Source organism: Micromonospora globosa, assembly GCF_000717585.1.
GTDB classification, from domain to species: Bacteria; Actinomycetota; Actinomycetes; order Mycobacteriales; family Micromonosporaceae; genus Micromonospora; species Micromonospora aurantiaca.
This window is the reverse complement of sequence record NZ_JNZR01000018.1, coordinates 173,826-197,883: the sequence shown is the minus strand read 5'-3', so window position 1 is coordinate 197,883 and position 24,058 is coordinate 173,826. Positions and strand designations below refer to the sequence as shown.

General features: G+C 71.5%; 25 protein-coding genes. 9 read left to right on the top strand and 16 right to left on the bottom strand.

Annotation, left to right across the window (positions count from 1 at the left end; all coding sequences use genetic code 11):
- Positions 1-28 precede the first annotated feature (28 nt).
- Positions 29-748, bottom strand: a complete 720-nt coding sequence (locus tag IF06_RS0118245) for a class I SAM-dependent methyltransferase (protein ID WP_030272419.1) — start codon at positions 746-748, stop codon at positions 29-31.
- Positions 749-831: 83 nt separating this feature from the next.
- Here IF06_RS0118245 and IF06_RS0118240 point away from each other — a divergent pair, with 83 nt between their 5' ends.
- Positions 832-1,299, top strand: a complete 468-nt coding sequence (locus IF06_RS0118240; protein ID WP_084588826.1) for a hypothetical protein — start codon at positions 832-834, stop codon at positions 1,297-1,299.
- Positions 1,300-1,334: 35 nt separating this feature from the next.
- Here the strand turns inward: IF06_RS0118240 and IF06_RS0118235 are convergent, their stop codons facing one another.
- The gene (locus tag IF06_RS0118235) at positions 1,335-3,233 is read right to left on the bottom strand and encodes a DUF2075 domain-containing protein (protein ID WP_013286206.1); all 1,899 of its coding nucleotides are present in this window, start codon (positions 3,231-3,233) and stop codon (positions 1,335-1,337) included.
- A gap of 128 nt (positions 3,234-3,361) precedes the next feature.
- Entirely contained in the window at positions 3,362-3,697 is a 336-nt protein-coding gene (locus IF06_RS0118230; protein WP_013286207.1) for a nucleotide pyrophosphohydrolase, read from the bottom strand.
- Positions 3,698-4,215: 518 nt separating this feature from the next.
- On the opposite strand from IF06_RS0118230, the gene IF06_RS0118225 reads away from it, so the two are divergent.
- The 4 genes from IF06_RS0118225 to IF06_RS0118210 all read left to right on the top strand — a co-directional run bounded on the left by IF06_RS0118225 (position 4,216) and on the right by IF06_RS0118210 (position 8,738).
- A complete protein-coding gene (locus IF06_RS0118225) occupies positions 4,216-6,753 on the top strand; it encodes a GmrSD restriction endonuclease domain-containing protein (RefSeq protein WP_030272415.1) in 2,538 nt (845 codons plus the stop codon).
- Between the two features lie 29 nt (positions 6,754-6,782).
- Complete coding sequence (locus IF06_RS0118220; RefSeq protein WP_174361712.1) at positions 6,783-7,472, top strand: DUF6308 family protein; 690 nt, start codon at positions 6,783-6,785, stop codon at positions 7,470-7,472.
- A gap of 1 nt (position 7,473) precedes the next feature.
- A complete protein-coding gene (locus IF06_RS0118215; RefSeq protein ID WP_013286210.1) occupies positions 7,474-7,740 on the top strand; it encodes a hypothetical protein in 267 nt (88 codons plus the stop codon).
- Between the two features lie 749 nt (positions 7,741-8,489).
- Positions 8,490-8,738, top strand: coding sequence for a hypothetical protein (locus IF06_RS0118210; RefSeq protein WP_013286211.1), 249 nt, complete (start codon positions 8,490-8,492; stop codon positions 8,736-8,738).
- A gap of 69 nt (positions 8,739-8,807) precedes the next feature.
- Here the strand turns inward: IF06_RS0118210 and IF06_RS0118205 are convergent, their stop codons facing one another.
- From IF06_RS0118205 to IF06_RS0118195, 3 genes are read right to left on the bottom strand one after another with little or no spacing between them, the layout of a single operon-like run.
- Positions 8,808-9,467, bottom strand: coding sequence for a response regulator (locus IF06_RS0118205; protein WP_030272409.1), 660 nt, complete (start codon positions 9,465-9,467; stop codon positions 8,808-8,810).
- A complete protein-coding gene (locus tag IF06_RS0118200) occupies positions 9,464-10,618 on the bottom strand; it encodes a sensor histidine kinase (protein WP_030272407.1) in 1,155 nt (384 codons plus the stop codon). The genes IF06_RS0118205 and IF06_RS0118200 overlap by 4 nt, the downstream gene beginning before the upstream one ends.
- Complete coding sequence (locus tag IF06_RS0118195) at positions 10,618-11,454, bottom strand: CPBP family intramembrane glutamic endopeptidase (protein WP_030272405.1); 837 nt, start codon at positions 11,452-11,454, stop codon at positions 10,618-10,620. The genes IF06_RS0118200 and IF06_RS0118195 overlap by 1 nt, the downstream gene beginning before the upstream one ends.
- A gap of 189 nt (positions 11,455-11,643) precedes the next feature.
- On the opposite strand from IF06_RS0118195, the gene IF06_RS0118190 reads away from it, so the two are divergent.
- Positions 11,644-12,432 (top strand): class I SAM-dependent methyltransferase, encoded by a 789-nt coding sequence (locus IF06_RS0118190; protein WP_030272403.1) that lies wholly within the window; start codon positions 11,644-11,646, stop codon positions 12,430-12,432.
- A gap of 6 nt (positions 12,433-12,438) precedes the next feature.
- Here the strand turns inward: IF06_RS0118190 and IF06_RS0118185 are convergent, their stop codons facing one another.
- From IF06_RS0118185 to IF06_RS0118150, 8 genes are all read right to left on the bottom strand, one after another.
- Entirely contained in the window at positions 12,439-12,669 is a 231-nt protein-coding gene (locus IF06_RS0118185) for a hypothetical protein (RefSeq protein WP_013286216.1), read from the bottom strand.
- 285 nt (positions 12,670-12,954) lie between these two features.
- Positions 12,955-13,275 (bottom strand): hypothetical protein, encoded by a 321-nt coding sequence (locus IF06_RS0118180; protein ID WP_013286217.1) that lies wholly within the window; start codon positions 13,273-13,275, stop codon positions 12,955-12,957.
- Positions 13,275-14,471 (bottom strand): WXG100 family type VII secretion target, encoded by a 1,197-nt coding sequence (locus IF06_RS0118175; protein ID WP_030272400.1) that lies wholly within the window; start codon positions 14,469-14,471, stop codon positions 13,275-13,277. The genes IF06_RS0118180 and IF06_RS0118175 overlap by 1 nt, the downstream gene beginning before the upstream one ends.
- Positions 14,468-14,788, bottom strand: coding sequence for a type VII secretion target (locus tag IF06_RS0118170; RefSeq protein WP_030272399.1), 321 nt, complete (start codon positions 14,786-14,788; stop codon positions 14,468-14,470). Before IF06_RS0118170 ends, IF06_RS0118175 begins: the two co-directional genes overlap by 4 nt.
- Entirely contained in the window at positions 14,775-15,176 is a 402-nt protein-coding gene (locus tag IF06_RS0118165; protein ID WP_030272397.1) for a YbaB/EbfC family nucleoid-associated protein, read from the bottom strand. Before IF06_RS0118165 ends, IF06_RS0118170 begins: the two co-directional genes overlap by 14 nt.
- Before the next feature lie 68 nt (positions 15,177-15,244).
- Positions 15,245-15,880, bottom strand: a complete 636-nt coding sequence (locus IF06_RS0118160; RefSeq protein ID WP_232236706.1) for a hypothetical protein — start codon at positions 15,878-15,880, stop codon at positions 15,245-15,247.
- A 5-nt stretch (positions 15,881-15,885) separates the two neighbouring features.
- Complete coding sequence (locus IF06_RS0118155; RefSeq protein ID WP_030272393.1) at positions 15,886-17,277, bottom strand: pyridoxal phosphate-dependent decarboxylase family protein; 1,392 nt, start codon at positions 17,275-17,277, stop codon at positions 15,886-15,888.
- A gap of 41 nt (positions 17,278-17,318) precedes the next feature.
- Positions 17,319-19,286: a BTAD domain-containing putative transcriptional regulator gene (locus tag IF06_RS0118150; RefSeq protein WP_030272391.1), complete on the bottom strand. Its 1,968-nt coding sequence runs from the start codon at positions 19,284-19,286 to the stop codon at positions 17,319-17,321.
- Between the two features lie 98 nt (positions 19,287-19,384).
- Between IF06_RS0118150 and IF06_RS0118145 the strand changes: the two genes are divergently transcribed.
- A complete protein-coding gene (locus IF06_RS0118145) occupies positions 19,385-20,263 on the top strand; it encodes an alpha/beta fold hydrolase (RefSeq protein ID WP_030272390.1) in 879 nt (292 codons plus the stop codon).
- 50 nt (positions 20,264-20,313) lie between these two features.
- On the opposite strand, the gene IF06_RS0118140 is transcribed toward IF06_RS0118145, so the two are convergent.
- Both IF06_RS0118140 and IF06_RS0118135 read right to left on the bottom strand, forming a co-directional pair.
- Complete coding sequence (locus IF06_RS0118140) at positions 20,314-21,285, bottom strand: ABC transporter permease subunit (protein ID WP_030272389.1); 972 nt, start codon at positions 21,283-21,285, stop codon at positions 20,314-20,316.
- On the bottom strand, positions 21,282-22,115 hold the full coding sequence (locus IF06_RS0118135; RefSeq protein ID WP_030272388.1) for an ABC transporter ATP-binding protein: 834 nt from the start codon (positions 22,113-22,115) through the stop codon (positions 21,282-21,284). The genes IF06_RS0118140 and IF06_RS0118135 overlap by 4 nt, the downstream gene beginning before the upstream one ends.
- A 118-nt stretch (positions 22,116-22,233) precedes the next feature.
- Between IF06_RS0118135 and IF06_RS0118130 the strand changes: the two genes are divergently transcribed.
- On the top strand, positions 22,234-23,361 hold the full coding sequence (locus IF06_RS0118130; protein ID WP_030272386.1) for a sensor histidine kinase: 1,128 nt from the start codon (positions 22,234-22,236) through the stop codon (positions 23,359-23,361).
- Complete coding sequence (locus IF06_RS0118125) at positions 23,361-24,008, top strand: response regulator (protein WP_030272384.1); 648 nt, start codon at positions 23,361-23,363, stop codon at positions 24,006-24,008. Before IF06_RS0118130 ends, IF06_RS0118125 begins: the two co-directional genes overlap by 1 nt.
- Positions 24,009-24,058: the final 50 nt, after the last annotated feature.

Genomic DNA, 24,058 nt, shown 5'->3' with positions numbered 1-24,058 from the left:
CTAACCTTGCTTGGGCCTGACGCCGGGATCAGCGCAGCACCAGCAGGTCCAGTGCGTCGATCACTGGGCCGCTGTCCGCCTGTGCTGCTTCGTGCAACCGCTGGACGCCTGCGGCGTACTCCGCATCGGTGATGAGCTGAAGCGGCGTGTGCGCCTCCCGGCGCAGGCCGGCCGCCGCCTCCCGCAGCGACGGCGCGGTGACCTGCGGAACCTGCTCGACCGCCGCGGTGGCGAAGCCGGCGGCCTCGACGTCGGCGATGCCCGGGTACGTGTCCAGCACGCGGATCGCCTCGGGAAAGTAGTCGAACAGCGTGATCGCCTCGTGCCGTCCCGCGAATGCGGACCGGATCAGCACCGGTGCGCCCGGCCGCAGTACCCGGCGCAGCTCGCGCGCCGCGGCGGCCAGGTCGGGCACGTGGTGGATGACCGTGGACAGCCACGCGGCGTCGACGCTCCCGTCGGCCAGCGGGATGTGTCCGGCGTTGCCTGCTACGAGTGGCGCGAACGCGCAGCGGGCGCGCATCGCCGCCGACGGTTCGACGGCGACCACCTCGACGCCGGGGAACCAGCCGGTGAAGGCGCGGGCCCAGCTGCCCGTGCCGGCGCCCAGGTCGAGCAGTCGCATCCCCGGGCGCGGTACGAGGTGCCGGGCGACGGCGGTCCGCCAGGCCGTGAGACCGTCGTCGGTGAGGTGCCGGGTAGCGGCGAACGCCTCGGCGTCGGCGTCGTGGTACGCGATGCGGGCCATACCCGACAGCCAACTCCCCGGCAGGTCGCAGAGGCAAGCACTGTGACGCGTTACCTGCTGGACCTCGGAGAGGGGGAGAGAGAGTGCGGTATCGGATCCACTTCGACGCCGATCTGCCGGCGGACGCCCTCCGACGGTTCCTGCTGACGGAGTACGGCATCGCGCCGGAGACCGTGCACGCCGGGCGGATCGAGGACCGGGCCGTCGACGACCCACGGCCGATGGCGATGCTCACGCCGCCCGACGGGGACGAGGGTTTCGGCTGGATCCTCACCGGCGACACCGAACTGGCCGACGCCACCGGTCTGCGTGAACACGACCTCGCGGTTGCGCTCGCCCGCGCGTTCGGCGTACGGGCGCTCGTCGACGACGGCGGCATCCATCCTGACCGGTGGGTGCTGGTCAGCGCCGACGGCAGCAGCGGCCGGGTGCTGACCGACCCCGACGCCGCCGCCGACGGGGACCTGCGGATCGTGCACGCGCTCGAACCGATCAGCGGGGAGCCGCAGCTCGCCGTCGTACCGCCGCCGGACTGGGCCCGCGACTGCTGACCCGGCCGTGCCCCGAACCGGCAATTCCTTGGGAACTATGAACCACCGCTCGGCTCGTAGATCGTCTCGAGACCACGTTCCACGCGGATCAGCGAGTTGAGCCATGCCCGGGTCTCGGCGTCCGTCGAGTACAGGATCGTGCCGCGCATGCCTCGCGTCATCAGCACCTTGTAGGTGTTACGGATCAGGCGGTCGGCCTCCGCGTCACTGAGCGACTTGCGGCTGCGGAATGCGGGGTCCTTCGACTCCGCCCGCTGGGTCACCAGCCGGCCGTCGCGGGCGACCAGGTCGGGTCCGAGGATGACACCGGACCACTCGTACTCGAAGCCCTGTGCGGTGTAAACGCAACCGACCTGGCCGAATCCGTGCGGATCGGTGGCCCAGAACGCGCTGCCCGGCGCGTCGCCGACGCTGCGGTCGCTCTTCACGTTCCAGGGACGCGCCCAACCACCGATCCGTACGTCGGCGACCAGGGACTCGTCCGGCAGCGGGTCGCTCCACGGCCAGCAGTACCCGGCCGACATCCGCGCCGTCTCCCCGGCCGCCTGCTTCGCGGCCAGGAACGCCTCCATCTCCTCCGGCGAACTCGCCAGCCGCAGGTCGAAGCGTCCGTCTCCGGCCCACACCGACGGCTTGCCGCCGTCGAGGCCGAGCAGGTCGACGACCCACTCCTCGTACGCCTCACTGCCGCCGCACCGGAACTGGTCGTGCAGCGACACGACCTCGACATCCAGATTGAGCTGTTTCGCGTACGTGGAGATGACCTCGACGTTCCCCAACTCGCCCGGCTTGACCACCTGGTGCTCGTCGAGCAGGAAGACCGGTACCCGGGCCGCGGCGAGGAGCTCGTCGATCTGCGGCCGGGCACGGTCCCGCTTCGCCTTCGGCGTGAACCGGTTGACCGAGGTCTCCCTGATCCGGTGCGCCTCGTCGCAGATCAGCACGTCGAGCCCGTTCCGCTCGGCGGTCATGAAGCTGTTGAAGTAACCGAACAGGTTCTTCAACCGGGTGGAGCCCTTGCCCGCGTAACGCCGCAGCGTCTGGGTGAACGATCGCGAACCCGTGGCGTGCATGACCGAGCGCTGCTGCCGGGCCAGTTCACCGAGCACCGAGAGTGCGATGACGCTCTTGCCGCTGCCCGGCCCGCCGGCCACCACCACTACCGACTTGCGGTCGGCGCTGCGCGCACGCTCCACGGCGTGCAACACCAGCTCGTACGCCAGGCGCTGCTCGTCGAGCAGGGTGAAGTGGGACCGGTCCTTCAGCTCGGCGGCGGCGTAGGACAGCAGGTGCTTGCTGGGGCGTACCGAACTGGTGAGGAAGCGGTCCGCGGCGGCTGCGCCGGAGCCGGGGGCCAGGTGGTTTCGCAGGTAGTCGAGGAACCGGCCGCGGCGCTGCTTGGTGAAGATCCGGCTCTGCTCCGTCGCCCGCCGGGCGAAGAGGTCGTCGACGTCGCGGTCGACGGCGTTGTGCAGGTAGGCGGCCCCGACGATCGGGTTGCGCGAATGGGCGAGCACCCCGAGGAAGTCCGCGAGGTATTCGCAGTAGTCCTCGACCTGCACGCCCGGATGCAGCCGAGGGGTGGCGGCGTGCTCGACCAGGACCAGGCTCTCTGATCCCTCGTACGACTCGACCCGGGACCACTGCTTCAACTCCACGACGACGTAGGAGTCCTCGGCCGTCTTCGGATGTGTTCCGGCGAGGACGACGTCGATCCGCTTGCTGGTGAGCGGGAGTTGGTACTCCACCAGCATCTCGACCTGCCCGAGACCCGCGTCGGCGAGATCCTGGGCGAGCACCGGCAGGCTCCGCTCCCAGGACCGCCGTTCGGAGGCGCTCACGTTGTGCCCGATGTGCTCCGCGATCCGGTCGGCGAGGGCGCCACCTGCCGCGTAGCGCAGCAGTCCGTCGGCGGAGGTGCGAAATGCTGACACGACTTGCCCCCGGGCAGCACGAAATGATCGTGCGCATGGGGGGCGTGTCCGGCGACGACCGGAAGCCCGTCGTTACGCGCTTTTACCGGGTGGACTGTAGCGGAGAGATCATTCTCCGGCACGCCCCGCTATCGCTTGGCCGCAGAACCTCTGACTTCTCCAGCCGGATAGCGGACGGACACCTCGGCCAACTTGGCGACTGCGGCCTCCGTCAGGTCGATGCCGAGGACGTCCGCCAGTCTCGTCAGGTAGATCATGACGTCGCCGATTTCCGCCCGCACACGTGCGCCCGCCTCGGGATCCGACATCACCGCACCGGCCTGCTCCGGGGTCAGCCACTGGAACTCGGCGACCAGTTCTCCGACCTCGCCGGCGAGTGCCATGGCGAGGTTCTTCGGCGTGTGGAACTGCTGCCAGTCACGTTCCTCCGCGAACGCCCGTACGTGGGCCGTCAATTCGTCCATACCCGCAGTCTGACACCGCGAGCAGGCGCGACACGTGAGTCCTGACTGGCCGGCATCGGGGATGTTCTCTCATCACGAGAGGAGCCGGGGGTGGAGGGTGTGCGGTGTCAGATCCACCTTGAGGGCGAGCTGCCGGCGGATGAATCTGTCGCTGTCGAATGGGCCGTCGCGGTCCGGCTGTGTCGAATACCTGCAGCGGCTCAAGCGGTGGCCGGGTCAGGCGTTCCAGGGTCGCTGGGGGCCGGCCAGGCGGAGTGCCTTGCCGGCGACATGCGGACTGGCGGTTGGCGTCAGTCCACATGTCCATATGGAGCCGCTGACCGTTGGGTCGTCCCGGCTGTACGGGGGAGGAGGCCCTGCACGTCCGCCATTGATGTTCCGTCAATTCGCTCGTGTCGCAAGAACGACAGACCTTTGTGAATGAGTTCTGTCGAATCGCGCCTATCGTGGGCTGCTCCGCGTAGGGGACGGTTCGTCCTGCTACCGCGAGACTTCCCGACGAGGCAAGGAGTCAGTGCATGGTCGCGGCACACGAGACGACACTGCGGGAGCTACTGGAGGGCGCGAAGCAGTATCGAGTACCGCTCTACCAGCGGACGTACTCGTGGTCTGAGTCTCAGCTCGGGAGGCTGTGGGAGGACATCATCAAACTGGCCGAAGATCGTGCCGAAAGCCCGAGTCTGACGCACTTCATCGGCTCGCTCGTGCTCGCTCCCAGCCCTACGCATGGGCCCTCGGTCTCCGAGTTCCTGGTGGTCGACGGTCAGCAGCGGCTGACCACCCTCTCGATCCTTCTCTGCGCTATCCGCGACCATCGGGCCGCTCACGAGGATCCCGACCATCGAAACCGGATCGACCAGGAATACCTGATCAACAAGTACAAGCCGGCGCATCGGATGAAACTCGTTCCCACCCAGGCCGATCGCGCCGCGTACGAGGCTTGCTTGGAAGCAACACCGCAGGCTGGTGGAAGTGACCGGGTGGGTGCTGCGTACCGGTTCTTCGCGGCGCAACTGGTCGCCGTGGACGACCCGGAAGACCCGCTGGACATCGAGCGCATCGAGGACGCTGTCATCTCGGGGATGGCGTTGGTCTCGGTCGTGGCCCAGGCCGGCGACAACGTCTATCGAATCTTCGAGTCGCTGAACAACACCGGCCTGAAGCTCACCCAGGCCGATCTACTCCGCAACTACCTGTTCATGCGGCTGCCGACACGGGGCGAAGCGGTTTATGACTCGTTGTGGTTCCCTTTACAGAAGCAGCTGAACTCCGGCGAGCTGGAGCAGTTGTTCTGGCTCGACCTGGTGCACCAAAACCCCGAGGTGAAGCAGACCGACACCTACGTAGGTCAGCAGGGCCGGCTCAACAGACTCCACACCGAGGTCGAGATCGAGGCCGAGGTACGTCGATTCTGCCGTCTCGGCGCCCTCCTGCGGATCATCCTGCATCCCGAGGAGGAAGGCGACCCGGAGGTACGACGGCGTCTGGCTCGGCTCAACGCGTGGGACACGACGACTGTCTTGCCGTTGCTGCTGCATCTGTTGGATCGCCGTAAGGAGGGAACGGCAACCTCCGGCCAGATCGCCTCCGCGATGTTGTATGTGGAGAGCTACTTCGTGCGGCGCCTCCTGATCGGCCGCGCTACCGCGAGCATCAACCGGGTCCTGCTACGCATCGTCACCGACATGCGAAAGGACCTACCGGTCGACGAGGCAGTGCGGGCATACCTGTCGGTTGGCCGGAAGTACTACGCCACCGATAGCCACCTGCGGGAGTCGGTGCGCTCGGTCCCGTTCTACCTGAACGGACGCGCGACGCAGCGCAAGCTGGTGCTTCAGTGGCTGGAGGAGTCATTCGGCAGCAAGGAGCCGGTGGCCCCGACGTCACTCACCATCGAGCATGTCATGCCGCAGAGCCCGACTGCGGAGTGGCGGCAGATGCTGGGCGAGGACCTGCAGGGCGAGGAGAGCTTCGCCGAGGTGCATGACGCTCTGGTACACACATTGGGCAACCTCACCCTGACCGGCTACAACGCGGAGCTGAGCAACAGTTCCTTTCTCGTCAAGCGCGCACAGCTCGGCAAGAGCGGGATTGCGCTGAACCGGGAGATCGCCGAGAAGAAGCGCTGGGGGCGGCCCGAGATCCACGCTCGCGCGGATGCGCTCGCGGAGCGCATCATCGCCACCTGGCCCGGCCCCACAGAGGAAGCGGGTAACAAGTCCGAGGTGCCTTGGGACGTCATGAACGCCGCGCTCGCCGCGTTGCCTGCCGGCTCCTGGACCTCGTACGGAGATCTCGCCGCGCTGATCGGCAGCCACCCCGTCTCGGTCGGTGCCCGGCTAGCGAACCATCCCGCGCCTCACGCGCACCGTGTGCTCCAGGCCGAGGGAGTGGTGGCACCGAACTTCCGCTGGCTCGACCCGTCCCGCACTGATGATCCACACGACTTACTCCGTGACGAGGGTGTCGAGTTCGACAAGTACGGTCGGGCCAGTCAGGCCCAACGCATAGGTGTGCTGGAACTGGCCCAGCTCGCCGGCATGCCGCAACAGGACGGGTCGGATCAACTCCTTCGGCCACGATCCCGCCACAATAGCTCCCTGGACGATCGCTTCCTTGAGCAGTTGCGCGACTTGCAGGACACACACGTCGCGCTTGGCACGGTCGCGGTGCTGGAAGCCTGGGCCGGCATGGGCGGCACCCTCCTCTACGGATCTGGAGGTGAGACGTCGTGCTTTCTCATGGCACGCGGTAAGGACCATCAGCTCGGCAACATCTGGCCTGCGACGATCTATCCGAGCGGGAAGTTCGAGATCGTGTTCCAACATCTCAGCACAAGGATCCCGTTCGATGACATCACGCTGCGTGAGCAGTTTCGCCAGCGCTTGAACGAACTGGCCGGCGTGAAGATCGCGGTCGCCAAGCTCGCACTGCGTCCCGGCTTTCCCCTCGACGTCCTGGCTGACGTGAAGACTCGGGAGGCGTTGATCGGGCACCTCCGTTGGTTTTACGACCAGGCCATCACCAACGAAGAGGCCGGGGTATCCCGGCATTGATGGCTAGGAATTCCATCGGGAAGGAAGGCATGCGCCAACCCCTCACCCTCGCGGAGATTCTGGCCGTGCTGGATGCACCCGAGTCGGTCACGGACCTCCGCCGCTACTTCCACGGGAGTGGAGATGCCGCGTTCACCGGAGGGCAATTCGACGCGCTGGGTGGCGGCGGATCTCGTCCCGAGGTAGCGCATACCATCACCGCCGAGGACATCATCGCGGTCGAGCTGCTCAGTGTGACCATCGGCCCATGGCAGCGGCTGGACCTCCTTCAGGGCCAACTTGGTCATGACGTGTCGGCGGCGTTGGCCAGCATCCCGGTCCGCGTCGAGTTGGGCGAGGACGCCGCGCTTGAGCACATCGTCGGCGGCGGTTCCGCAGATGCCGCATGGCGCCTGCTACGTGCTGCGACCGGCATCGAGAGGGTCATCGCGGGTAAGCTGCTCGCCCGGAAACGTCCGAGGCTCGTTCCGGTCTACGACCGCGTCGTCTCCTGCGCCTACCGTACCCGCAGCGGATTCTGGAGATGGCTGCATTGCAAGCTACGCGAAGATAGCGGGATATTGATGCAGCGGCTCGACGTATTGCACAAGGAAGCCGGGCTGCCCCCCTCGGTCAGCCGACTTCGGGTGCTTGATGTCGTGTTCTGGATGGGGCACCGCAACGACCACCTTCCCAATGGCTGTCTCGGCCTCACCGTGCCGAACTCGGGGGCCCGATAAGATGCGTAAGGTCACGGTTCACATTGACTGTGACAACGATGAGCGGTACGCGGACATCGCCAATGCCATCTGGGCCCAGATGAACGCCACCGGCTACAACTTCAGTATTTTGCTCGACTCCACGGCTGACGCTGCTGCAGTCGACAGGCGGTGGGACGAATACAGCGAAGTGTCCTGGGCGGCTGGCGGTCGGCGTGGCACCCCGCAGGCGGTCGCCGTCCAAGCGGCTCGCAACGTCGGCCGCCGCTCTGCCGGGACGAAAAAGTGACGGATCGCAAACCCAAGACCCGCCTGCCCGCCATCGTAGTCTGCGTCAACTGCGGCGACGAAGTCCACGGTCGGGCGGGCTCACGCGGGCGCGGCCCAGACATCGCGTGGTATGCCCACTGTGGACGATGTGCTGCCTTGGTGATAGAGCGGACAGAGCGCCTCCATCTACTGCCGGAGCGCACCGGGGTGGACCTCTACCGCTGCCGAAACTGTGGCTCTCACCGGATCGGTCGCACCAGTTGGCGCACCCGGTGCCATATCTGTCTGGACGAGCGGTCGGCAGGCCACGCTCTCGCGTCCGGTGAGCGCCTATTGGCCCGCCCCCTACACGAGCCCGACCTCGCGGATCAGGTTCGTCGATTTGCCGGTCTCACGTCCATGGACGTCATTCCCGCGTGCGCCGCCGCCGAGTTCCAAGCCGCGTTCGCTCTTGGCATGGAGCTTGACCGGTATCGCCGTGATGGCTGGAGCGACGTCACGGGAGACGTGCACGGATTGCCGTGGTGCGGCGGACGGACTGGTCCCTGGTCCCATGGCACCTGGGGCGTTCACGACCGATGTGGATCCTGGCAGCGGCTCCGTGACCGGTCCTGTCCGCGGTGTCCCGCAGAACCTGGCGACCGCTCGTTCGCCGCCTTGCAGGACAGCACATACCTGCTTTACCTGGTCCGGCATCGAGGCTTGCTGAAGTTCGGGGTCGGCGGCGTGCGCCGGGTACGGCAGCATCTCTCGGCAGGTGCGGAACTGATGGAGGTCATTGAGGGGCGGCACGCCGACGTCATCGCCGCCGAGGCGACTCTCAAGCGGCAGAAGAAGGAAGCAGCAGTGCCCCTGCGAAAGTGGCGGACCTGGCGGATGCCGGCGTCGTTCGGCCGAGGAACCGAGGTGGTACGGGCCGACGTTGAGATCAAATTGGCCGACGTGATGACCAACGGCCGTGACGTCACCGTCCGCTTCGCCACCCGAGAGCGGCGGGCTGACGCCGAGTCCGGGTGATCGGGCTGTCCTCCGAGAGTGGGAACCTGCTTCGGAACGCTGATCCGCGTCGAGTCCTCACGCCCCCGGTCAGGTGACCAGGCCGGTGCGGTACGCGTACGCCACAGCCTGCACCCGATCGCGCAGGTCCAGCTTCGTCAGGATCCGCGACACGTACGTCTTCACCGTCTCCTGACTGATCACCAACCTTGCCGCGATCTCGCTGTTCGCCAGCCCGTCGGCGATCAGCCGCAGCACCTCCAGCTCCCGCGGCGTCAACCCCACGTCCGCCGGCGTGCCCTCGGCGGGGCGGATGCGCGCGGCGTACCGGCCGACGAGCTGCCGCGTCACCTCCGGCGCCAGCAGCGCGGCGCCGGAGGCGACGGTGCGGATGCCGTGCAGCAGCTGCGCCGGTGGGGCGTCCTTGAGCAGGAACCCGCTCGCGCCGGCGCGCAGCGCCTCGTAGACGTACTCGTCGAGGTTGAACGTCGTCACCACCAGCACCTTGACCGGGTGGGCGACGCCCGCGCCAGCCAGCAGGCGGGTGGCCTTGATGCCGTCGAGCACCGGCATGCGTACGTCCATCACCACCACGTCGGGCCGCAGGCGGCCGGCGAGGTCGACAGCGGCGCGGCCGTCGCCGCACTCACCCACCGCGGCCATGTCCGGCTGCGCGTCGATGATGGTGGTGAATCCGGTACGGATCAGCGCCTGGTCGTCGCAGACCAGCACCCGGATCGGGGCGGTCACGACGCGCTCCCGGTGGGGATGCGCGCGCGGACCACGAAGCCGTCGCCCGCCCGGCGCCCCGCGTCGAATTCGCCGCCGAGCAGCGTGACGCGCTCGCGCAGCCCGGCGAGGCCGCGTCCGCTTCCGCCCGGACCCGCGGTGCGCGTGCCGGGGCCCTCCGTGCTGATCTCCACAGTGATCTCCCTGTCGCCATGGTGTACGTGCACGGCGGTGGGGCGGCCGTGTGCGTGTTTGAGGGCGTTCGTCAGCGCCTCCTGCACCACCCGGTACGCGGCCACCTCCGCGCCGCCGGTCACCTCCGCCGGGCTGCCCTCCTGCGTGAACTCCACCGGCTGCCCGGCCTGCCGGGTCTGCTCCACCAGGGCGTGCAGTTCGCCGGCCGAGGGTGTACGCGGCTCCGTACCGTGGTCGGGGTTGAGCACGTCGAGCAGCACCCGCAGGTCGCCGATGGCGCGGCGGCCGGTGTCGGTGATGGCGGTCAGTGTGGTGTCGAGCCGGTCGGGTGCGGCGGTCAGGTAGCGGGCCGCCTCGGCCTGCACCACCATCGCCGTCACGTGGTGGGTCACCACGTCGTGCAGCTCCCCGGCGATGCGCGAGCGTTCGGCGGCGCGGGCGGTCTCGGCGACGTGCCGGCGACGTTCGGCCTCGGCGGCGCGGTTCTGCCGCAGCCACGACCCGGTGCCCCAGGCGAGCGCCAGCAGCAGGTAGAACGTGGTGAAGCCGACCACCCCTTCGGTCGACCCCTGCCGGTCGAGGGCGACGGCCAGTCCGACGTACGCGAGGGAGCCCACGAGCACAGTCGTACGGCGGCCTCGGTCCAGGTGGGCGCCAGCGCTCAGCAGTGCGATGGCGAGCGCGGTGCCCGCGAAGGTGTGGTAGGCGCGTACCTGGTCGAGCGCGAAGCCGAGCGACACCAGGGCGAGGGACAGCGCCGGACGGCTGCGGCGCAGCGCCAGCGGAAGGCACTCCAGGGCGGTCACCACGACTGTGAGCGCGTCGAACGGCCGGGCGGGCAGATCGCCGAGCTGCGTACCGATGCCGCGCAGCGGTGGGGTCACTGATGCGAGCGCGACCACCAGCGCGAGCGGGAGATCCCGGACCGTGACGGGCCAGTGCCGCCACGAGTCCGGGAGCATCCGTCGGGTGATCATCAGGAGACCGTAACGTTCTCCGCCGGGGCCTCGGCCGCGCGGCGGCGCCGCGTCACGATGTGGCCGCGGCGGTGGGCCAGCCAGAGGAAGACCACTGTCAGCACCGCCCCGGCCGCCACCGTGTAGAGGCTGCCCTCCGGCCCGAAGTCGCCGCCGCTGAGCAGCGTCGAACCCGACGTGCTGGCGTCCAGCAGACCCGCCGAGTCGCCGTTGCCGGAGACGACGACGCTGAAGACGCCGCCGGCGGCGAAGTTCCAGCCGAAGTGCAGGCCGATCGGCACCCACAGGTTGCGGGTCGCGGCGTAGCAGGCCGCCAGCATGAACCCCGCCTCGATGGCGATGGCGGTCGCGCCCCACAGGCTGGCGTCCGGGTTCAGCAGGTGCATCAGGCCGAACAGTACGCCGGTCAGCAGCAGCGAGAGCCACGTACCGAGCCGCTCCTCGACCAGGCGGAACAGCAGACCGCGGAACATCAGCTCCTCGGTCACCGCCGCGGCGGCCATGAACCCGAAGATGCCCACCGCGCCGGACACCGAGCCGAGACCGTGCACGTGGTAACCGCCCATGAGGGCGATGTTGACGATGACCGCCGCGAACATGGCGAACCCGATCAGCACCCCGCGGTTGAGCCTTGCGGCCGCGCCGTCCCGGGCCAGCTCGGTCACCTCGCGGCGTTCCGTGCGGCGCACCACCCACCCGTACACCATGATCGCGGCCGCGGCGGTCGCGACGCCGAGGATCAGGCTGAGCCAGGCGTTGTCCTGTGCCGCGACGACCGCCCGGCTGCCGACGAGACTGACCGCGACGACGGCCAGGAACTGCTTCACCACACGCATGACGATTCCTTCGAGAGGTCCGCGGCCGGAGCGCCGCGGTTCACCTGGAACGCTATGGATTCGCAGGCCGGGAATCGTCACCGTGCGGTGGACACTTGCGGGTAGCTCGCACGGGGGACAAGCGCTTCGAGGGCCTGCCCTCAGCAGAAATGCTGGCTCGGAGACGACCGCGGCGGACAGGCTGCCGGCATGGCGACGGGCTTCGGCGGTGAGGTGGCGACCTACTATGCGCAGCATCGGCGCGGCTATCCGCCCGAGGTGCTCGACGCCCTGGCGGCAGCCTTCCAGCTCGGTGCCGACGACACGGTGGTCGACCTCGGCTGCGGCACCGGTCAGTTGAGCCTCCCGCTCGCCGATCGGGTGGCCGCCGTCATCGGCGTGGATCCGGAACCGGACATGCTGGCGATCGCCCGGCGTACCGCAGTGGACCGGGGGACCGCAAACGCCACCTGGGTGCTCGGCAGCGATGGTGACGTGCCCGCGTTGGCCCGGCTTCTGGGCGGGCGGACGGTCGGTGCGCTGACCGTCGCCGTCGCCATTCACTTCGTGGACCGCGACGCCCTGTTCGAGGCGGCCCGGCCGTTGTTGCGCCCCGGCGGTGGCATCGCCGTCGTCACCAACGGTGAACCGCTGTGGATGCAGGACACCGAATGGTCGGCCGCACTGCGCGGCTGCCTGGAACGGATGCTCGGCCACCCGGTGACCGGACGATGCCAGACCGACGAGGCCGGGCGTCGGCGCAACCGGGAGGCGCTCGTGGGTGCCGGTTACCGGTACGAGGAGACGTCGGTGCGGTACGACGCGCCGCTCACTGTCGACGACATGGTGGGCGGCGTCTTCTCCGCCATGTCGGCCGAACGGTTGCCGTCCTCGCGGCAGCGGGCGACGTTCGCCGCCGACGTGCGCGACGCCCTCGGCGGGAGGACCGAGGTGATCGAGAACGTGCGGGTCTGGATGCAGTGCGGCGTGCTCGACTAGGGCTCGCTAACTCGCGAAGAGCATCCGTTGCGGAAAGTCGCCCCGGTCGCGCCAGGCGTTGACGATCTTCGCGGTGATCGCGCTCGCGGCGGCGTTGAAGTCGCCGTCCTCAACTCGCGCCTGCAAGGTCTGCGGATCGATGACGAGAATCCGGTCGAACCTGTCCTCGAACCCGAACTCGTAACGCACCTCGTCCGCCGGGGCCTCGATCCGGCGGGCCGCCACCATCATGCCCATGTCGCTCTATCCGAACCTCACGCAACTCGTAGTCGCAACCGTTCTTGAGGTCGAGGGCGCGCAGCGTCCGTCGTCGCCCCTTTTGCCCGATCCGGCGGGCAAAGGGCGACCTCGAGGGCTGAGTCCTCCGGTCATATCAGAGAGTCCGACTTCGGCGGCGCCGATCCGCTCGACCTCGTCCGGCGTGAAGGCCGCGCGACTGAGGGATTCGCCGTCCTGATTGGTGACCTTCACCTCGTAGGCGAGTTCGGGCCGGTGGTACACGTGCACGACGGCCAACCGTCCTTACTCCACCGGCAGTCTGTAGGTAGCGGCGACGAGTTCTCGAAGATGTGCCACCACGTCGGGCTTCTGGTTCGTCTCCGGCAGGTGCTCTTCGCCCGCCGCCACCAGGCCAGTGCGCCAGTGGGCGACGACCTCGCGCTGGGCCTCCGGCGACAGGTCCTGCAGCCAGAATGAGCCGAGGTTGTTCTCGATGATCTCCTGCAGATGCTCAGCGGCACGTCTGTCCGACAGCCGGGACACCAGGAACTCCAGTGTCCAGTCGAACAGGCCCCCGGTCGCTGTCCAGTCGATCCCGGGCCGGAGGACGATGAGGCCGGCCATTACTTCCCCACGATGAAGATACGCGGGCCGAACCCGCGATCGGCTATGAACTGCTCGACCATTGCTGTCTGCTGTGCCGAGAACCTGGAGACGTCGACCGGAACGAGATCGGCCTTCTCCAGGTGCCTTTCGATCTGGTACTGAAGTTGTGGCCACTGCCGGTCGAAATACTGGCCGGGGAAGTTGCCCACCGCATCATAGGTGCGTCCCGCCTCGTCCACCCAGTCCGCCGAGGAGTCCGACGGCGCCCGTCTAAGCCGCACTCCGAGGTGCTCTTCGACCCGGACCGCCGTCTCGGCCTCGGCCGGCCGAAATCTCCCGGTCGCAGGATCCATGCCCAGATCGCGAATCCGCTGCGCCTCGTCTACTTTCGAGGGCCGGGAAAGGTCCGCGTCTCCGCCGGGCTTCGACGGGCCGGCCGTCGGCTCCGGTGAACGGTGGGTCAGTCGGCTCAGCACCTCCCTGAGCTTGCCGATCAGCTCACCCAGCCGGCGCATCTCCGGCATCAGCCGCCGCAGACTCGCCAGCAACCCCCGCAGCAACCGCCCGATCCGCGCCGCCCACGACGCCACGGTCGTCGTCACCTGCTCGACCACCAGCGGCGTCGCCAGCCCTGCCGTGGCGACCAGTTCGGCCGCGTACACGATCAGCCGGGACACGCAGGCGGCGATGGCGTCGCGGACCAGCAGCCGCACGGCCGCGACCAGGCCGGCGGCGCCCTCGGTGATCGCTGCCATCACCTCGGCGCCCTGCGCCAGCCCGGTGACGGCCTGCTGCTGCTCGGCTGCCCAGCGGCGGTAGCCGGTGGCGGCGGCGCCGGTCCAGCCGGTGACCTCGGTGCGTACGGCGTGGGCCAGCTCGGCGGCGTCGTCGCGCAGCGACGCGGCGACGTTGCGCCAGGTCTGCGCGTGCGCGGTGATCTCGGCGGGGTCGCCGGCGAGCCAGTCGAGGGCCTCGCTGAGCGGCTTGACGTGCTCGATGAGCCAGGCGATGCCGTACTGGAGGAGAACCCCGGCGGGGTCGGACACGAGGGCGAGCGCGTCGAGGCCGGCGCTGACGACGCCGAGGCTGCCGTCGATCCAGCTGCCGGTGCGGACGCCCTGGGCGATGAGTTCGATGTCCTCGCAGATCCACACGCCGGCCCAGGGACTCGGTCCGGAGTCCGCCGCGGCGGCGACCAGCGGGTTCGTGGTCACCGCCGCTGCCGTACCCGGTCGAGCAGGTCGGCGGCGTGCGTGTCGGAGGCGCGGTAGCGCTCGGCACTGACGCGCATCTTCTCGGCGGTGTCACGGACGGAGGTGGCGGCGGTGCCGATGCCGTCGGTGAGCGTCCGTTGGAGGCCGTCGAGCAGGACCGGCATGATCGCGCAGAGCTGCCCGTACGCGTCGGCGCTCAGCCGAACGTGCTGGCCGGCCTGCCGGGCGGTGTCGATGCCGTCGGCGCAGCGGACGAGGTGGGCGGCGTGCGCGGTCAGGTCGTCCGGGTCGACCTGGAGACCGTCACCGGGCGGCATCCGGCGTGCCCGGGTCGGGGGCGAGCCGCCGCTGGTGGGACTCGATAATCGCCCGCGCGGCCGGGTCCTCCGCGCCGAGTGTCTCGGTGGTGGCCTCGGTGAGCCGTCGCAGCAGGTCGGCGCGGGCGTCCCCTGTGACGGCGAGAATCTGCCGGGCGGTGTGTGCGGCGGAGTGCTGCCGGACGCGCTCGTCGAGTCGCAGGCCGGTGAGCAGCCCGGACGCGTCGACGGTGACCTCGACCAGCCCGTCGGCGCTGCGGGCTGTGCCGGTCAGCGCCTGTGTGCGGGCGGACAGGTCGCGGGCCCGCGTCGCACGGTCGGCCAGCGACGACTCCCACTCGTCGAGCCGTCGTGCCGCCGCGTCCAGCGCGGCCTCGTCCGCCCACATAGCGACCCTCCCCAGGGACAGTGGTGAGCGTCACGCTACCAACCGATCGCGCTGCGTGTATGCCCGGTTCAGCCCTGCAACCGCTGCGCCCAGTACACCTGCCCGTCCGGTCCCATGTAGACGAGCGCCAGCAGCAGGTCCGGCAACGTCACGGGCGCGGTGGCGACCGGGTGTACCCGCTCGTGTCTCTCCAGGTGGGGAAACCGGACGACGAACGTCAGGGGTGAGGCGGCGGCGTCGACGATCCCCAGGCGGCTGCCGACGCTGAGCCACTCGTGCTCGCTGACCCGGATGTCGCCCGCGCCGCGCAACCACGGGTAGCGGTCGGGGATCCTGTTCTCCACACCGGCGCTGCCCATGCCGACGCTCTCCTGCGGCGCGGCCACCGCGAACACCGACGGCTTGAGATCCGTGCGCTTGTCGATGAGGAACAGCGCGAAGTACCCGCCCTCAAGCGGTGTCGGCGGCTTCTGCCACGACACGCGGCCCAGCACCAGCTGGTCACCGTCGGACGTCACCGGCGCCTGGTACGCCGGCCCGAGAGCGGCCTGCGCCTCCTCGTAGCCGACGAACTCCAGGGACGAGCGGAGGTGCAGCGCTTCCGGCCCGTACGGCGGGTGCTGGTGCCACCAACGCCACCCGCCGACGGCCGCCACGGCCAGGACCAGCACCGCCACCATCGAAGCCGCCCGCCGCCACGTCACGGTGCTCAGTGAACCAGCTCGCCGCCGATCCCGTGAGCCAGCCGGGCGATCGCCGCCACCGACCGGTCGACGTCCGCCGCCGTGGTGGTCGCGTTCGACACCGAGATCCGCATCAGCCGGCGTCCCCGCCAGGTCGTCCCGCCTGCCCAGCACGTCCCGTCGGTCTGCACCGCGGCCACCACCCGGTCGGTGCGCGCGTCGTCGCCGAACCCGACCAGCACCTGGTTGAGCACCACGTCGTTCACCACCTCGAACCCGGCCGCGCTCAGCCCGTCGGTGAACCGCCGGGCCAGCGCACAACACCGCTCGACCAGCGCGGCGACGCCGTCGCGGCCCAGCTCCCGCAGGCCCGCCCAGACCGCGAACCCACGGGCGCGGCGCGAGGACTCCGCGGTCAGGTCCGCGCCCGCGGGCGCACCGCCGGAACCCACGAGGTACGCGGCCGCGTACGACATGGCCGCCGCGTGCACGTCGGGCCGGGCGCAGAACGCGAACGCCGTGTCGTACGGCAGGTTCAGCCACTTGTGGCCGTCGCAGGCCCACGAGTCGGCCGTCTCCAGCCCGTCCACCAGGTGCCGGGTGGCGGGGCTGGCGGCCGCCCACAGCCCGAACGCGCCGTCCACGTGCGCCCACCCGCCGTGCCGGTGGACCAGGTCGCAGGCGCGGCGCAGGTCGTCGCACGCACCGGTGTTCACGTTGCCAGCCTGAAGGCAGACGATCGTCGGTCCGGGACCGGCGTCGCGCAGCGCCGCGGCCAGCGCGTCCGGGTCGATCGCGCCCTGAGGGCCGGTGGACACCGGGTGCAGCGCGTCGGTGCCGAGGCCGAGCAGGCGCAGCGACCTGTCGATGGTGGCGTGCCGTTCGGCGCCGGCGAACACGCGGACCGCCGGCGCGCCGGGCAGGCCGCGTCGTTCCACGTCCCAGCCGGCGTCGGCGAGCACCTGGTGGCGGGCGGCGGCGAGCCCTGCGGTGTTGGCGGCCTGGCCGCCGGTGACGAAACCGGCCGACGCGGTCGCCGGGATGCCGAGCAGCTCCTTGAGCCAGGTGCCGGCGGCCGTCTCGGCGGCCACCGCGGCGGGGGAGGTGATCGCGTTGAACGCGATCTGGTCCCATCCGGCGGCCAGCATGTCGGCGGCGGTGGCGGCCGGGGAGGCGCCGCCGACGACGAAGCCGAAGTAGCGCGGCCCGGCGGTGGCCACGAGTCCCGGTTCGGCGGCGGTCACCAGCTCCGCTAGGACTCGCTCGGGCGGGGTGGGCGCGTCCGGCAGCGGGCCGGCGAACGCCTCGTTCAGCGCGGCCTGGTCCACGGGTACGCCGACCGGCCGCTCCGGCAGCGACAGCCGGTAGTCGGCCGCGTGGTCGGCGGCGCGCCGGAACAGGTGCCTCAGCTCGTCCATCGCCGCACCCTAGCCGAGGGCGCGTTCCATCCGAGCCGCCGTCATGAACGGTCCTGACCGCCGGTCATCCCGAGTGCGGCGTCGAGCCGGTCCAGGTGCACGGCGACCGGTCCCACGGTGAGCAGACCACTGCCTGCCCCTGCCAGCTCGCCTGCCGCTGGGGCGAGCGCGGACCGTGCCCGGAGCATCGCGTCCCGGTCGCCCAGCGCTACGGCGGCCCGCGCGGTCAGGCACCACAGCGCCTCCATGAGCAGGTCACGCGGTGGCGCCGGGGTGCGCCGCAATGCCTTGGCGGCCTCCTCGCGCCGGCCGTCGGCGAGCAGGAGCAGCGGGCGGGCCCAGGGCGCGTACGGGCCCCAGTCCGTGTCCGCCGGGAAGACGGCCGGCAGGTCGTGCCACACCCGCAGGCAGAGCAGCGCCAGCGGCGCCAGCCCGCGTTCCACGCCGGGCATGCCGCAGCCGGCCAGTCCGGTCGCCCACGACCGGTACGCCGCCTCCGCGTCCGGGTACGCGGCTCCGGTGGCGGCTGTCCGCATGGCCCGGTAGCCGCCGGTGAACACGCCGACGAGCGGACTCTCGTGCCGGGCGGCGAGCCGGTCCGCCGCCTCGGCGTGCGCGTCGGCGGTGGTGAAGTCGGCGAGCGCGCTCCGCGCCTGCACCCGGATCAGATGTCCGAGGATCTCCACTGTCGCCAGGCCGTGCCGCGCCGCGAGCGCGACCAGTTCGGTGCCGATCCCGTCCCGCTCGGCGGCCAGCCCCGCGCGGTGGAACGTCTGCATGTACACGCCGTTGAGGGCCTGGGCCAGCAGCGCCGGGTCGGCCACCCGCCGGGCGATCGCCTCCGCCTCCCGCGCGGCCTCGGCGGGGCGCGGCGACGCCGTACCGCGGGACTCGATGGCGACGGTGGCCAGCAGCCGGGCGCGGGTCGCCTCCGGCGCGTCCGGGCCCAGCCCGGCGAGGGCCCGCTCCGCCGCCGCGACGACCCGGGCCGCCTGCGCCGGGTCGTCCGAGCGGGTCCAGATCGCGGGTACGTCGTACCCGCCGATGACCCGCGCGGTGAACTCCGGGTCGCCCAGCTGCTCGGCCGCGGTGATGGCCGCCTCGCGCTGGTCCCGGGCGGCCTCCAGTCCGCCCGGCCCGGTCACCGCGAGGCTGCGCAGCAGCCCGACCGTCGACTCCAGCCGGGCCCGCGCGCCGGGGACCACACTGCGCTCGTACGCCGCCGCGGTCTCCGCCCAGACCCGCGCCGGGCCGGTCGGTTCGGGTTCGGCCTGGCGCAGCAGGTCGGTCTCCAGCCGCCGCAGCCGCGGTCCCGGGTCCAGGCCGAGTTGGTCGCGCAGCAGTTCCCGGGCGCGGCGCAGCACGGCGAGCGCGTCGGCCTGCCGCCCGGCCCGGTAGAGCGCCGACGCCAGCAGCGCCCACCCGTCCTCCCGCCACGGGTGCGCGGCGACGTGGGCGTCGAGATCGGGTACGGCGTCGGCGGCCCGGTCCAGCGCCAGCAGCGCCTCGGCCCGCCGCTCGACGGCTGTCAGCCGGATCTGGTCCAGCCGGGACCGCTCGGCGTGCGCCCACGGCTGGTCGAAGTCGGCGTACGCGGGTCCGCGCCACCAGCCCAGCGCCTCGTCGAGCCGGTCCAGCGCGGCCCGGGGCAGCGCGTCGGCCGCTGCGGTGACCGTGTCCTCGAACCGCCAGGCGTCGACGGTGTCCGGGTCGGCGCGCAGCGCGTACCCCGGTCCGTCGGTGACCAGCAGCCGGGCCGGCTCGCGTGGCGGACGGTGCGGTTCGAGGCGGCGGCGCAGCGCCGCGACGAACGTGCGGACCGCGCCCACCCCGCCGGGCGGCGGGTCGTCCCACAGGTCGTCGACGATCTGCCCGACCGGCACGGTCCGGCCCCGGGCGGCGACCAGCCGCGCCAGCACGGCCCGGTGCCGGGGCCCTTTCAGGTCGACCGGCGCACCCGCGTCGTCCCAGGCCGTGACCGGACCCAGCACACCGAAACCGACAGGCACCGACCCCTCCTCGACCCGGGTCACCGTATCGCGCTCATCGGTTGCTCATCCGGCGCCGCCACGCTGGACCGGTACGACGAGACGAAAGAGGGATCGAGATGAGCACCACCATCGCGGGATTCGACTACCAGCGCGTTCCGGTCGCCGGGGACGTGGCGCTGAACGTGGCGGTGGGGGGCTCCGGCAGCCCGGTCGTGCTGCTGCACGGCTTCCCGCAGACCCACCTGATGTGGCGGCACGTCGCCGCCGACCTGGCAGGCGAGCACACGGTGATCTGCCCGGACCTGCGCGGCTACGGCGCCAGCGACAAGCCGGCCGCGCACACCGAGGACACGTACAGCAAGCGGACCATGGCCGCCGACGTGGTCGCGGTGGCCCGCGCGCTCGGGCACGAGCGGTTCGCGCTCGCCGGGCACGACCGGGGCGCCCTGGTCGCGGTCCGGGCCGGCCTGGACCACCCGGACGCGGTCACCCACCTGGCGTCGCTTGATGTGCTGCCCACCCTCGACATGTGGGACGTGCTGCACGGCGCCTCCGCCTCGGTGGCGTTCCACCTCTACCTGATGGCCCAGCCGCCCGGCCTGCCCGAGACGATGATCGCGGGCAGCGCCGACGCGTTCTTCGGGCACTTCCTGGACGCCTGGGCCGGTGACCCGGCGGCCATGCCCACCGACGTGCGCGCCGAGTACCTGCGCGCCTCCCGGGAGGCGGTCGACTCGATCGTCGCCGACTACCGGGCGTCGGCCGGGATCGACGTGGCGCACGACCGGGCGGACCGGGACGCCGGGCGGCAGCTGACCATGCCGGTCACCGTCATCCAGCAGGACTGGGGCGCCGCGCTCGGCTACGACGCGGCGGCGGTGTGGCGGGCCTGGGCCCCGGACCTGGAGCACCGCACCACCACGGCCGGGCACTTCATGGCCGAGGAGGCGCCGGGCGAGATCACCGAGGCGCTGCGCGCGCTGCTCAAGCGGTAGGTACGGCGGTCCGGGCGCGCGCGGCGCCCGGACCGTCCGCCCCCGTCCGCTCAGCCGGCCCGTCTCCGGACGTGCCACAGGCCGAGCGCCGCCAGCAGAGCCGCCGCGCCGAGGTGGAGCGCCAGCTCGATCCACTGGAACGCCCAGAACCGGCGGTTCGGCTGGTACGCCAGGTCCACGTGCAGGTCGAGCGCGCCGAGACAGACCGCCGTGTCGCCGAACGTGCCGGTGGCGCCGGTACGCGGCGGATCGCGGAAACAGGTGCCGAACGCCTCGTCGGAGAGCTGCCGCCCGTCGGCGGTCCGCAGCGGGCTGATGTCGGTGACCCAGGCGCCCGGCACGTCCAGCCCGCCGACCACAGGGGAGCCGGTGATGCTGCCCAGGTTGCGGGCCCGGTTGACGGTGTCGGCGGTCATCGGCACGGTGATGCGCTCCGGCGGCAGGTAGTGCGGGCGCAGCAGGTTCGGCACCGCGAGCTGCACCACGACCACGGCCAGGAACACCACTGCCATCGCCGGCAGGGTGCGGCGCAGCAGCAGCCCGGCGACCACGCCGAGGACGAGGCCGAACACCGCGTACCCGACCGGTGCGACGCCGCGCGCGCCGAACAGCACGGTGCTGAACCGGTCGCCGGCGACCCGGTCGACGGGCGAGGCCGCCCAGGTCAGCAGCGCACCGAGCACACCGGCGACGAGCGCGGCGGCGGCCGAGAGCACCGCCAGCTTGACCGCCAGCCAGCGGCGGCGGGGCACGCTCTGGTTCCACACCAGCCGGTGCGTGCCCTGCTCCAGTTCCCGGGCGACGAGCGGCGCGCCCCAGAAGGCCCCGATCAGCGCGGGCACCAGCGCGAAGCCGCCGGCGAGGAACAGCATCGTCTGCGCGTACCGGTCGGGCAGCCGGGCCGGATCCGGTACGGCGCGGATGTCCGCGCCGAGGCGCAGCAGGTAGGCGCCGGCCAGCACCAGCAGGGCGGCGCCGACGAGCGCCGGGAGGCGGAACTGCCGCACCGTCATCCGGATCATCGGGTCACCGCCGGGCGGGTGGCGGCCCGGGACAGGTACGCCAGGACCAGTTCCTCCAGAGTGACCGGCGCGCCGTCGCGTACCGCCGGGCCCCGGACCACGACGCGGCCGGGCTCGGCCCAGACCACGTCGGCCCCGGCGGGCGCCGCGGCTGTCCGGTGGTGCGTGGCGAGCAGGTCCGGGACCGGACCGGCCACCTGCACCCGGGCGGCGCAGAGCACGACCAGGTGGTCGCAGACCTGCGCCACATCGCCGAGCAGGTGCGAGGAGAGCACCGCGCCCGCGCCGAGTTCCCGCACGAAACCGGCCAGCCCGTGCATGAACTCGCGGCGCGCAAGCGGGTCCAGCGCGGCGGCCGGCTCGTCGAGGATCAGCAGCTCGGGACGTTTCGCGGCGGCCAGCGCGAGGGCCAGTTGCGCGCGCTGGCCGCCGGAGAGCCGGCCCGCCTTCTGCGCCGGGTCCAGGCCGACCTCGTCGACGCGCCGCCGGGCCAGCGTCGAGTCCCAGGACGGGTTCAGCCAGGCGCCCATCCGCAGGTGCTCGGCGACGGTGAGGGAGGCGTAGACCGGCGTGGCCTGGGCGACGAAACCGACCCGGGCCAGGTGCGCGGCGTCGGCGGCCGGTGGCGAGCCGAGCACCGTCAACGTGCCCGAGGTCGGCGCGATCAGCCCGCAGGCCAGTTGCAGCAGCGTGGACTTTCCGGCGCCGTTGGGGCCGACCAGGCCGACCACGTGCCCGCGCGGAACGCTCAGGTCGCAGTCGGCAAGCGCGGTGCGGCGGCCGTACCGTTTGGTCAGCCGCTCGGCGTGCAGGGCGAGTGGTGGATGCATGCGGCTCATCCTGGGCATGCCCGGACCGACGGGCATCGGTCCGGAGCAGGGTCCGGCGCGCGGCGGACCCTACTTTCGGCCGGTTCGGCCCGGCCCGCGATCTCCTAGCGTGCTGGGCATGGCTACCGAACGGCTCACCCGGGTTGCGGCGACGGCGGGGCTCGCCGTGGTGCTGCTCGCCGCGATCGGCGTCCAGGCGGTGGCGGTCGCCGCGAGCTGGGGTCTGCGGTACTGGCTCCCCGGCGGCGCGGCCGCCGTCGTGGTCGGCGTGCTGGCTCTGGTACGCCATCGGCAGCGCGTCGTCACGGCCACTGCCGGACTCGCCGTCGCCGGGTCGGCAGTCGCCGCGGCCCGGCTGTTCGACCTGCCCACCGAGCCGGGGCCGGCGCTGGCGCTGGCGTCGGCCGTCCTGGTCGGATCGGCGGTACGCGCGCTGCCGCCGCTGCCCGCCGGCCTGATCGCCGCAGGTGGTCTCGTGGTGGCGGCCGGGGCGTGGGCGGCGGCCCGGCCGGGGGCGGGCGGGTCCGGGGTGGTGGCGCTCAACGGGCTGTGCTGGCTCGGCGGGGTCGTCGCGGGGCTCACGCTGCGGCTGCTCGACGAGCGGGCCCGGGCCGCGGCCGAGCGGGTACGCCGCGACGAGCGGCTGGAGCTGGCCCGGGAACTGCACGACGTGGTGGCGCACCACGTCACCGGCATGGTGGTGCAGGCGCAGGCCGCCCACCTGGTCGGGCAGCGGGATCCGGCGCGCGCCACCGAGTCGCTGGCCGGCATCGAGGCGGCCGGCGGCGAGGCGCTGCGGGCCATGCGCCGCCTGGTCGGGGTGCTGCGCGACACCGCCGACGCGCCGCCGGCCTCGGCCGGTACCGAGCAGATCGAGGAACTGGTCGAGCGGTTCCGACGGCAGGGCCCGCCGGTGCGGCTGCGGCTGCCGGGGGAGACGGCCTGGCCGCCGGAGGTCACCAGCACCGTGCACCGGATCGTCCGGGAGGCGCTGACGAACGTGGCCCGCCACGCCCCGCACGCCGGCCAGGTCACCGTGGACGTGTCGCAGGAGCCGGACGCGGTGGTGGTCGAGGTGACCGACGACGCGTCCGGCGTTTCCGGCGTTTCCGTCGAGCAGCGGGGCGGATACGGCCTGATCGGCCTGCGCGAGCGGGTCGAGGCCCTCGGCGGCACGCTGCGCGCCGGTCCCCGCTCCGGCGCCGGGTGGTCGGTGCGGGCGGTAGTGCCGCACGGGAGGGCGTGATGACGATCCGGGTGCTGCTCGCCGACGACCAGGCGATGGTCCGCGGCGGGCTGCGGCTGATCCTGGAGGACCAGCCCGACATCAGGGTGGTCGCCGAGGCGGCCGACGGCGTCGACGCGGTGGCCCAGGCCCGCCGGCTGCGCCCGGACGTCTGCCTGGTGGACATCCGGATGCCGCGGCTCGACGGGCTCCAGGTGACGCGGGCGCTCGCCGGGCCCGAGGTGGCCGACCCGCTGCGGGTCGTCGTGGTCACCACGTTCGACCTGGACGAGTACGTCTACGGCGCGCTGCGTGGGGGAGCGGCCGGGTTCCTGCTCAAGGACGCCGGACCGGCGCTGCTGGTGGAGGCGGTCCGGGCGGCGTACCAGGGTGACGCGCTCGTGTCCCCGTCGGTGACGGTCCGGCTGCTGCGGCACCTGACCCCGCCCGCGCCGCCCCGCGACGAGCGCCGCCCGGCGCTGTCCGAGCGGGAGATCGAGGTGGTACGGGAGATCGCCCGGGGCCGGACGAACCTGGAGATCGGCGCGGAGCTGTTCATCTCGCTGAGCACCGTGAAGAGCCACGTGTCGGCGGTGCAGACGAAGCTCGGCCTGCGGAACCGTACCGAGATCGCGGTCTGGGCCTGGGAGCACCGCGTGGTCGACTGAAACGTTGGCGGACGCGCTACCGTACGTTGTACGTTAGCGGCCGTCGTCAA

Excerpts from the sequence above, each read along its gene's own strand:
- IF06_RS0118230 (WP_013286207.1), bottom strand. The coding sequence starts at position 3,697 with ATGGACGAATTGACGGCCCACGTACGGGCGTTCGCGGAGGAACGTGAC.
- IF06_RS0118180 (WP_013286217.1), bottom strand. The coding sequence starts at position 13,275 with ATGGCCGGCCTCATCGTCCTCCGGCCCGGGATCGACTGGACAGCGACC.
- IF06_RS0118195 (WP_030272405.1), bottom strand. The coding sequence starts at position 11,454 with ATGCGTGTGGTGAAGCAGTTCCTGGCCGTCGTCGCGGTCAGTCTCGTC.
- IF06_RS0118185 (WP_013286216.1), bottom strand. The coding sequence starts at position 12,669 with ATGGGCATGATGGTGGCGGCCCGCCGGATCGAGGCCCCGGCGGACGAG.
- IF06_RS0118215 (WP_013286210.1), top strand. The coding sequence starts at position 7,474 with ATGCGTAAGGTCACGGTTCACATTGACTGTGACAACGATGAGCGGTAC.
- IF06_RS0118225 (WP_030272415.1), top strand. The coding sequence starts at position 4,216 with ATGGTCGCGGCACACGAGACGACACTGCGGGAGCTACTGGAGGGCGCG.
- IF06_RS0118145 (WP_030272390.1), top strand. The coding sequence starts at position 19,385 with ATGAGCACCACCATCGCGGGATTCGACTACCAGCGCGTTCCGGTCGCC.
- IF06_RS0118200 (WP_030272407.1), bottom strand. The coding sequence starts at position 10,618 with ATGATCACCCGACGGATGCTCCCGGACTCGTGGCGGCACTGGCCCGTC.
- IF06_RS0118130 (WP_030272386.1), top strand. The coding sequence starts at position 22,234 with ATGGCTACCGAACGGCTCACCCGGGTTGCGGCGACGGCGGGGCTCGCC.
- IF06_RS0118140 (WP_030272389.1), bottom strand. The coding sequence starts at position 21,285 with ATGATCCGGATGACGGTGCGGCAGTTCCGCCTCCCGGCGCTCGTCGGC.
- IF06_RS0118245 (WP_030272419.1), bottom strand. The coding sequence starts at position 748 with ATGGCCCGCATCGCGTACCACGACGCCGACGCCGAGGCGTTCGCCGCT.
- IF06_RS0118135 (WP_030272388.1), bottom strand. The coding sequence starts at position 22,115 with ATGCATCCACCACTCGCCCTGCACGCCGAGCGGCTGACCAAACGGTAC.
- IF06_RS0118170 (WP_030272399.1), bottom strand. The coding sequence starts at position 14,788 with ATGCCGCCCGGTGACGGTCTCCAGGTCGACCCGGACGACCTGACCGCG.
- IF06_RS0118155 (WP_030272393.1), bottom strand. The coding sequence starts at position 17,277 with ATGGACGAGCTGAGGCACCTGTTCCGGCGCGCCGCCGACCACGCGGCC.
- IF06_RS0118165 (WP_030272397.1), bottom strand. The coding sequence starts at position 15,176 with ATGTGGGCGGACGAGGCCGCGCTGGACGCGGCGGCACGACGGCTCGAC.
- IF06_RS0118210 (WP_013286211.1), top strand. The coding sequence starts at position 8,490 with ATGGAGGTCATTGAGGGGCGGCACGCCGACGTCATCGCCGCCGAGGCG.
- IF06_RS0118220 (WP_174361712.1), top strand. The coding sequence starts at position 6,783 with ATGCGCCAACCCCTCACCCTCGCGGAGATTCTGGCCGTGCTGGATGCA.
- IF06_RS0118125 (WP_030272384.1), top strand. The coding sequence starts at position 23,361 with ATGACGATCCGGGTGCTGCTCGCCGACGACCAGGCGATGGTCCGCGGC.
- IF06_RS0118190 (WP_030272403.1), top strand. The coding sequence starts at position 11,644 with ATGGCGACGGGCTTCGGCGGTGAGGTGGCGACCTACTATGCGCAGCAT.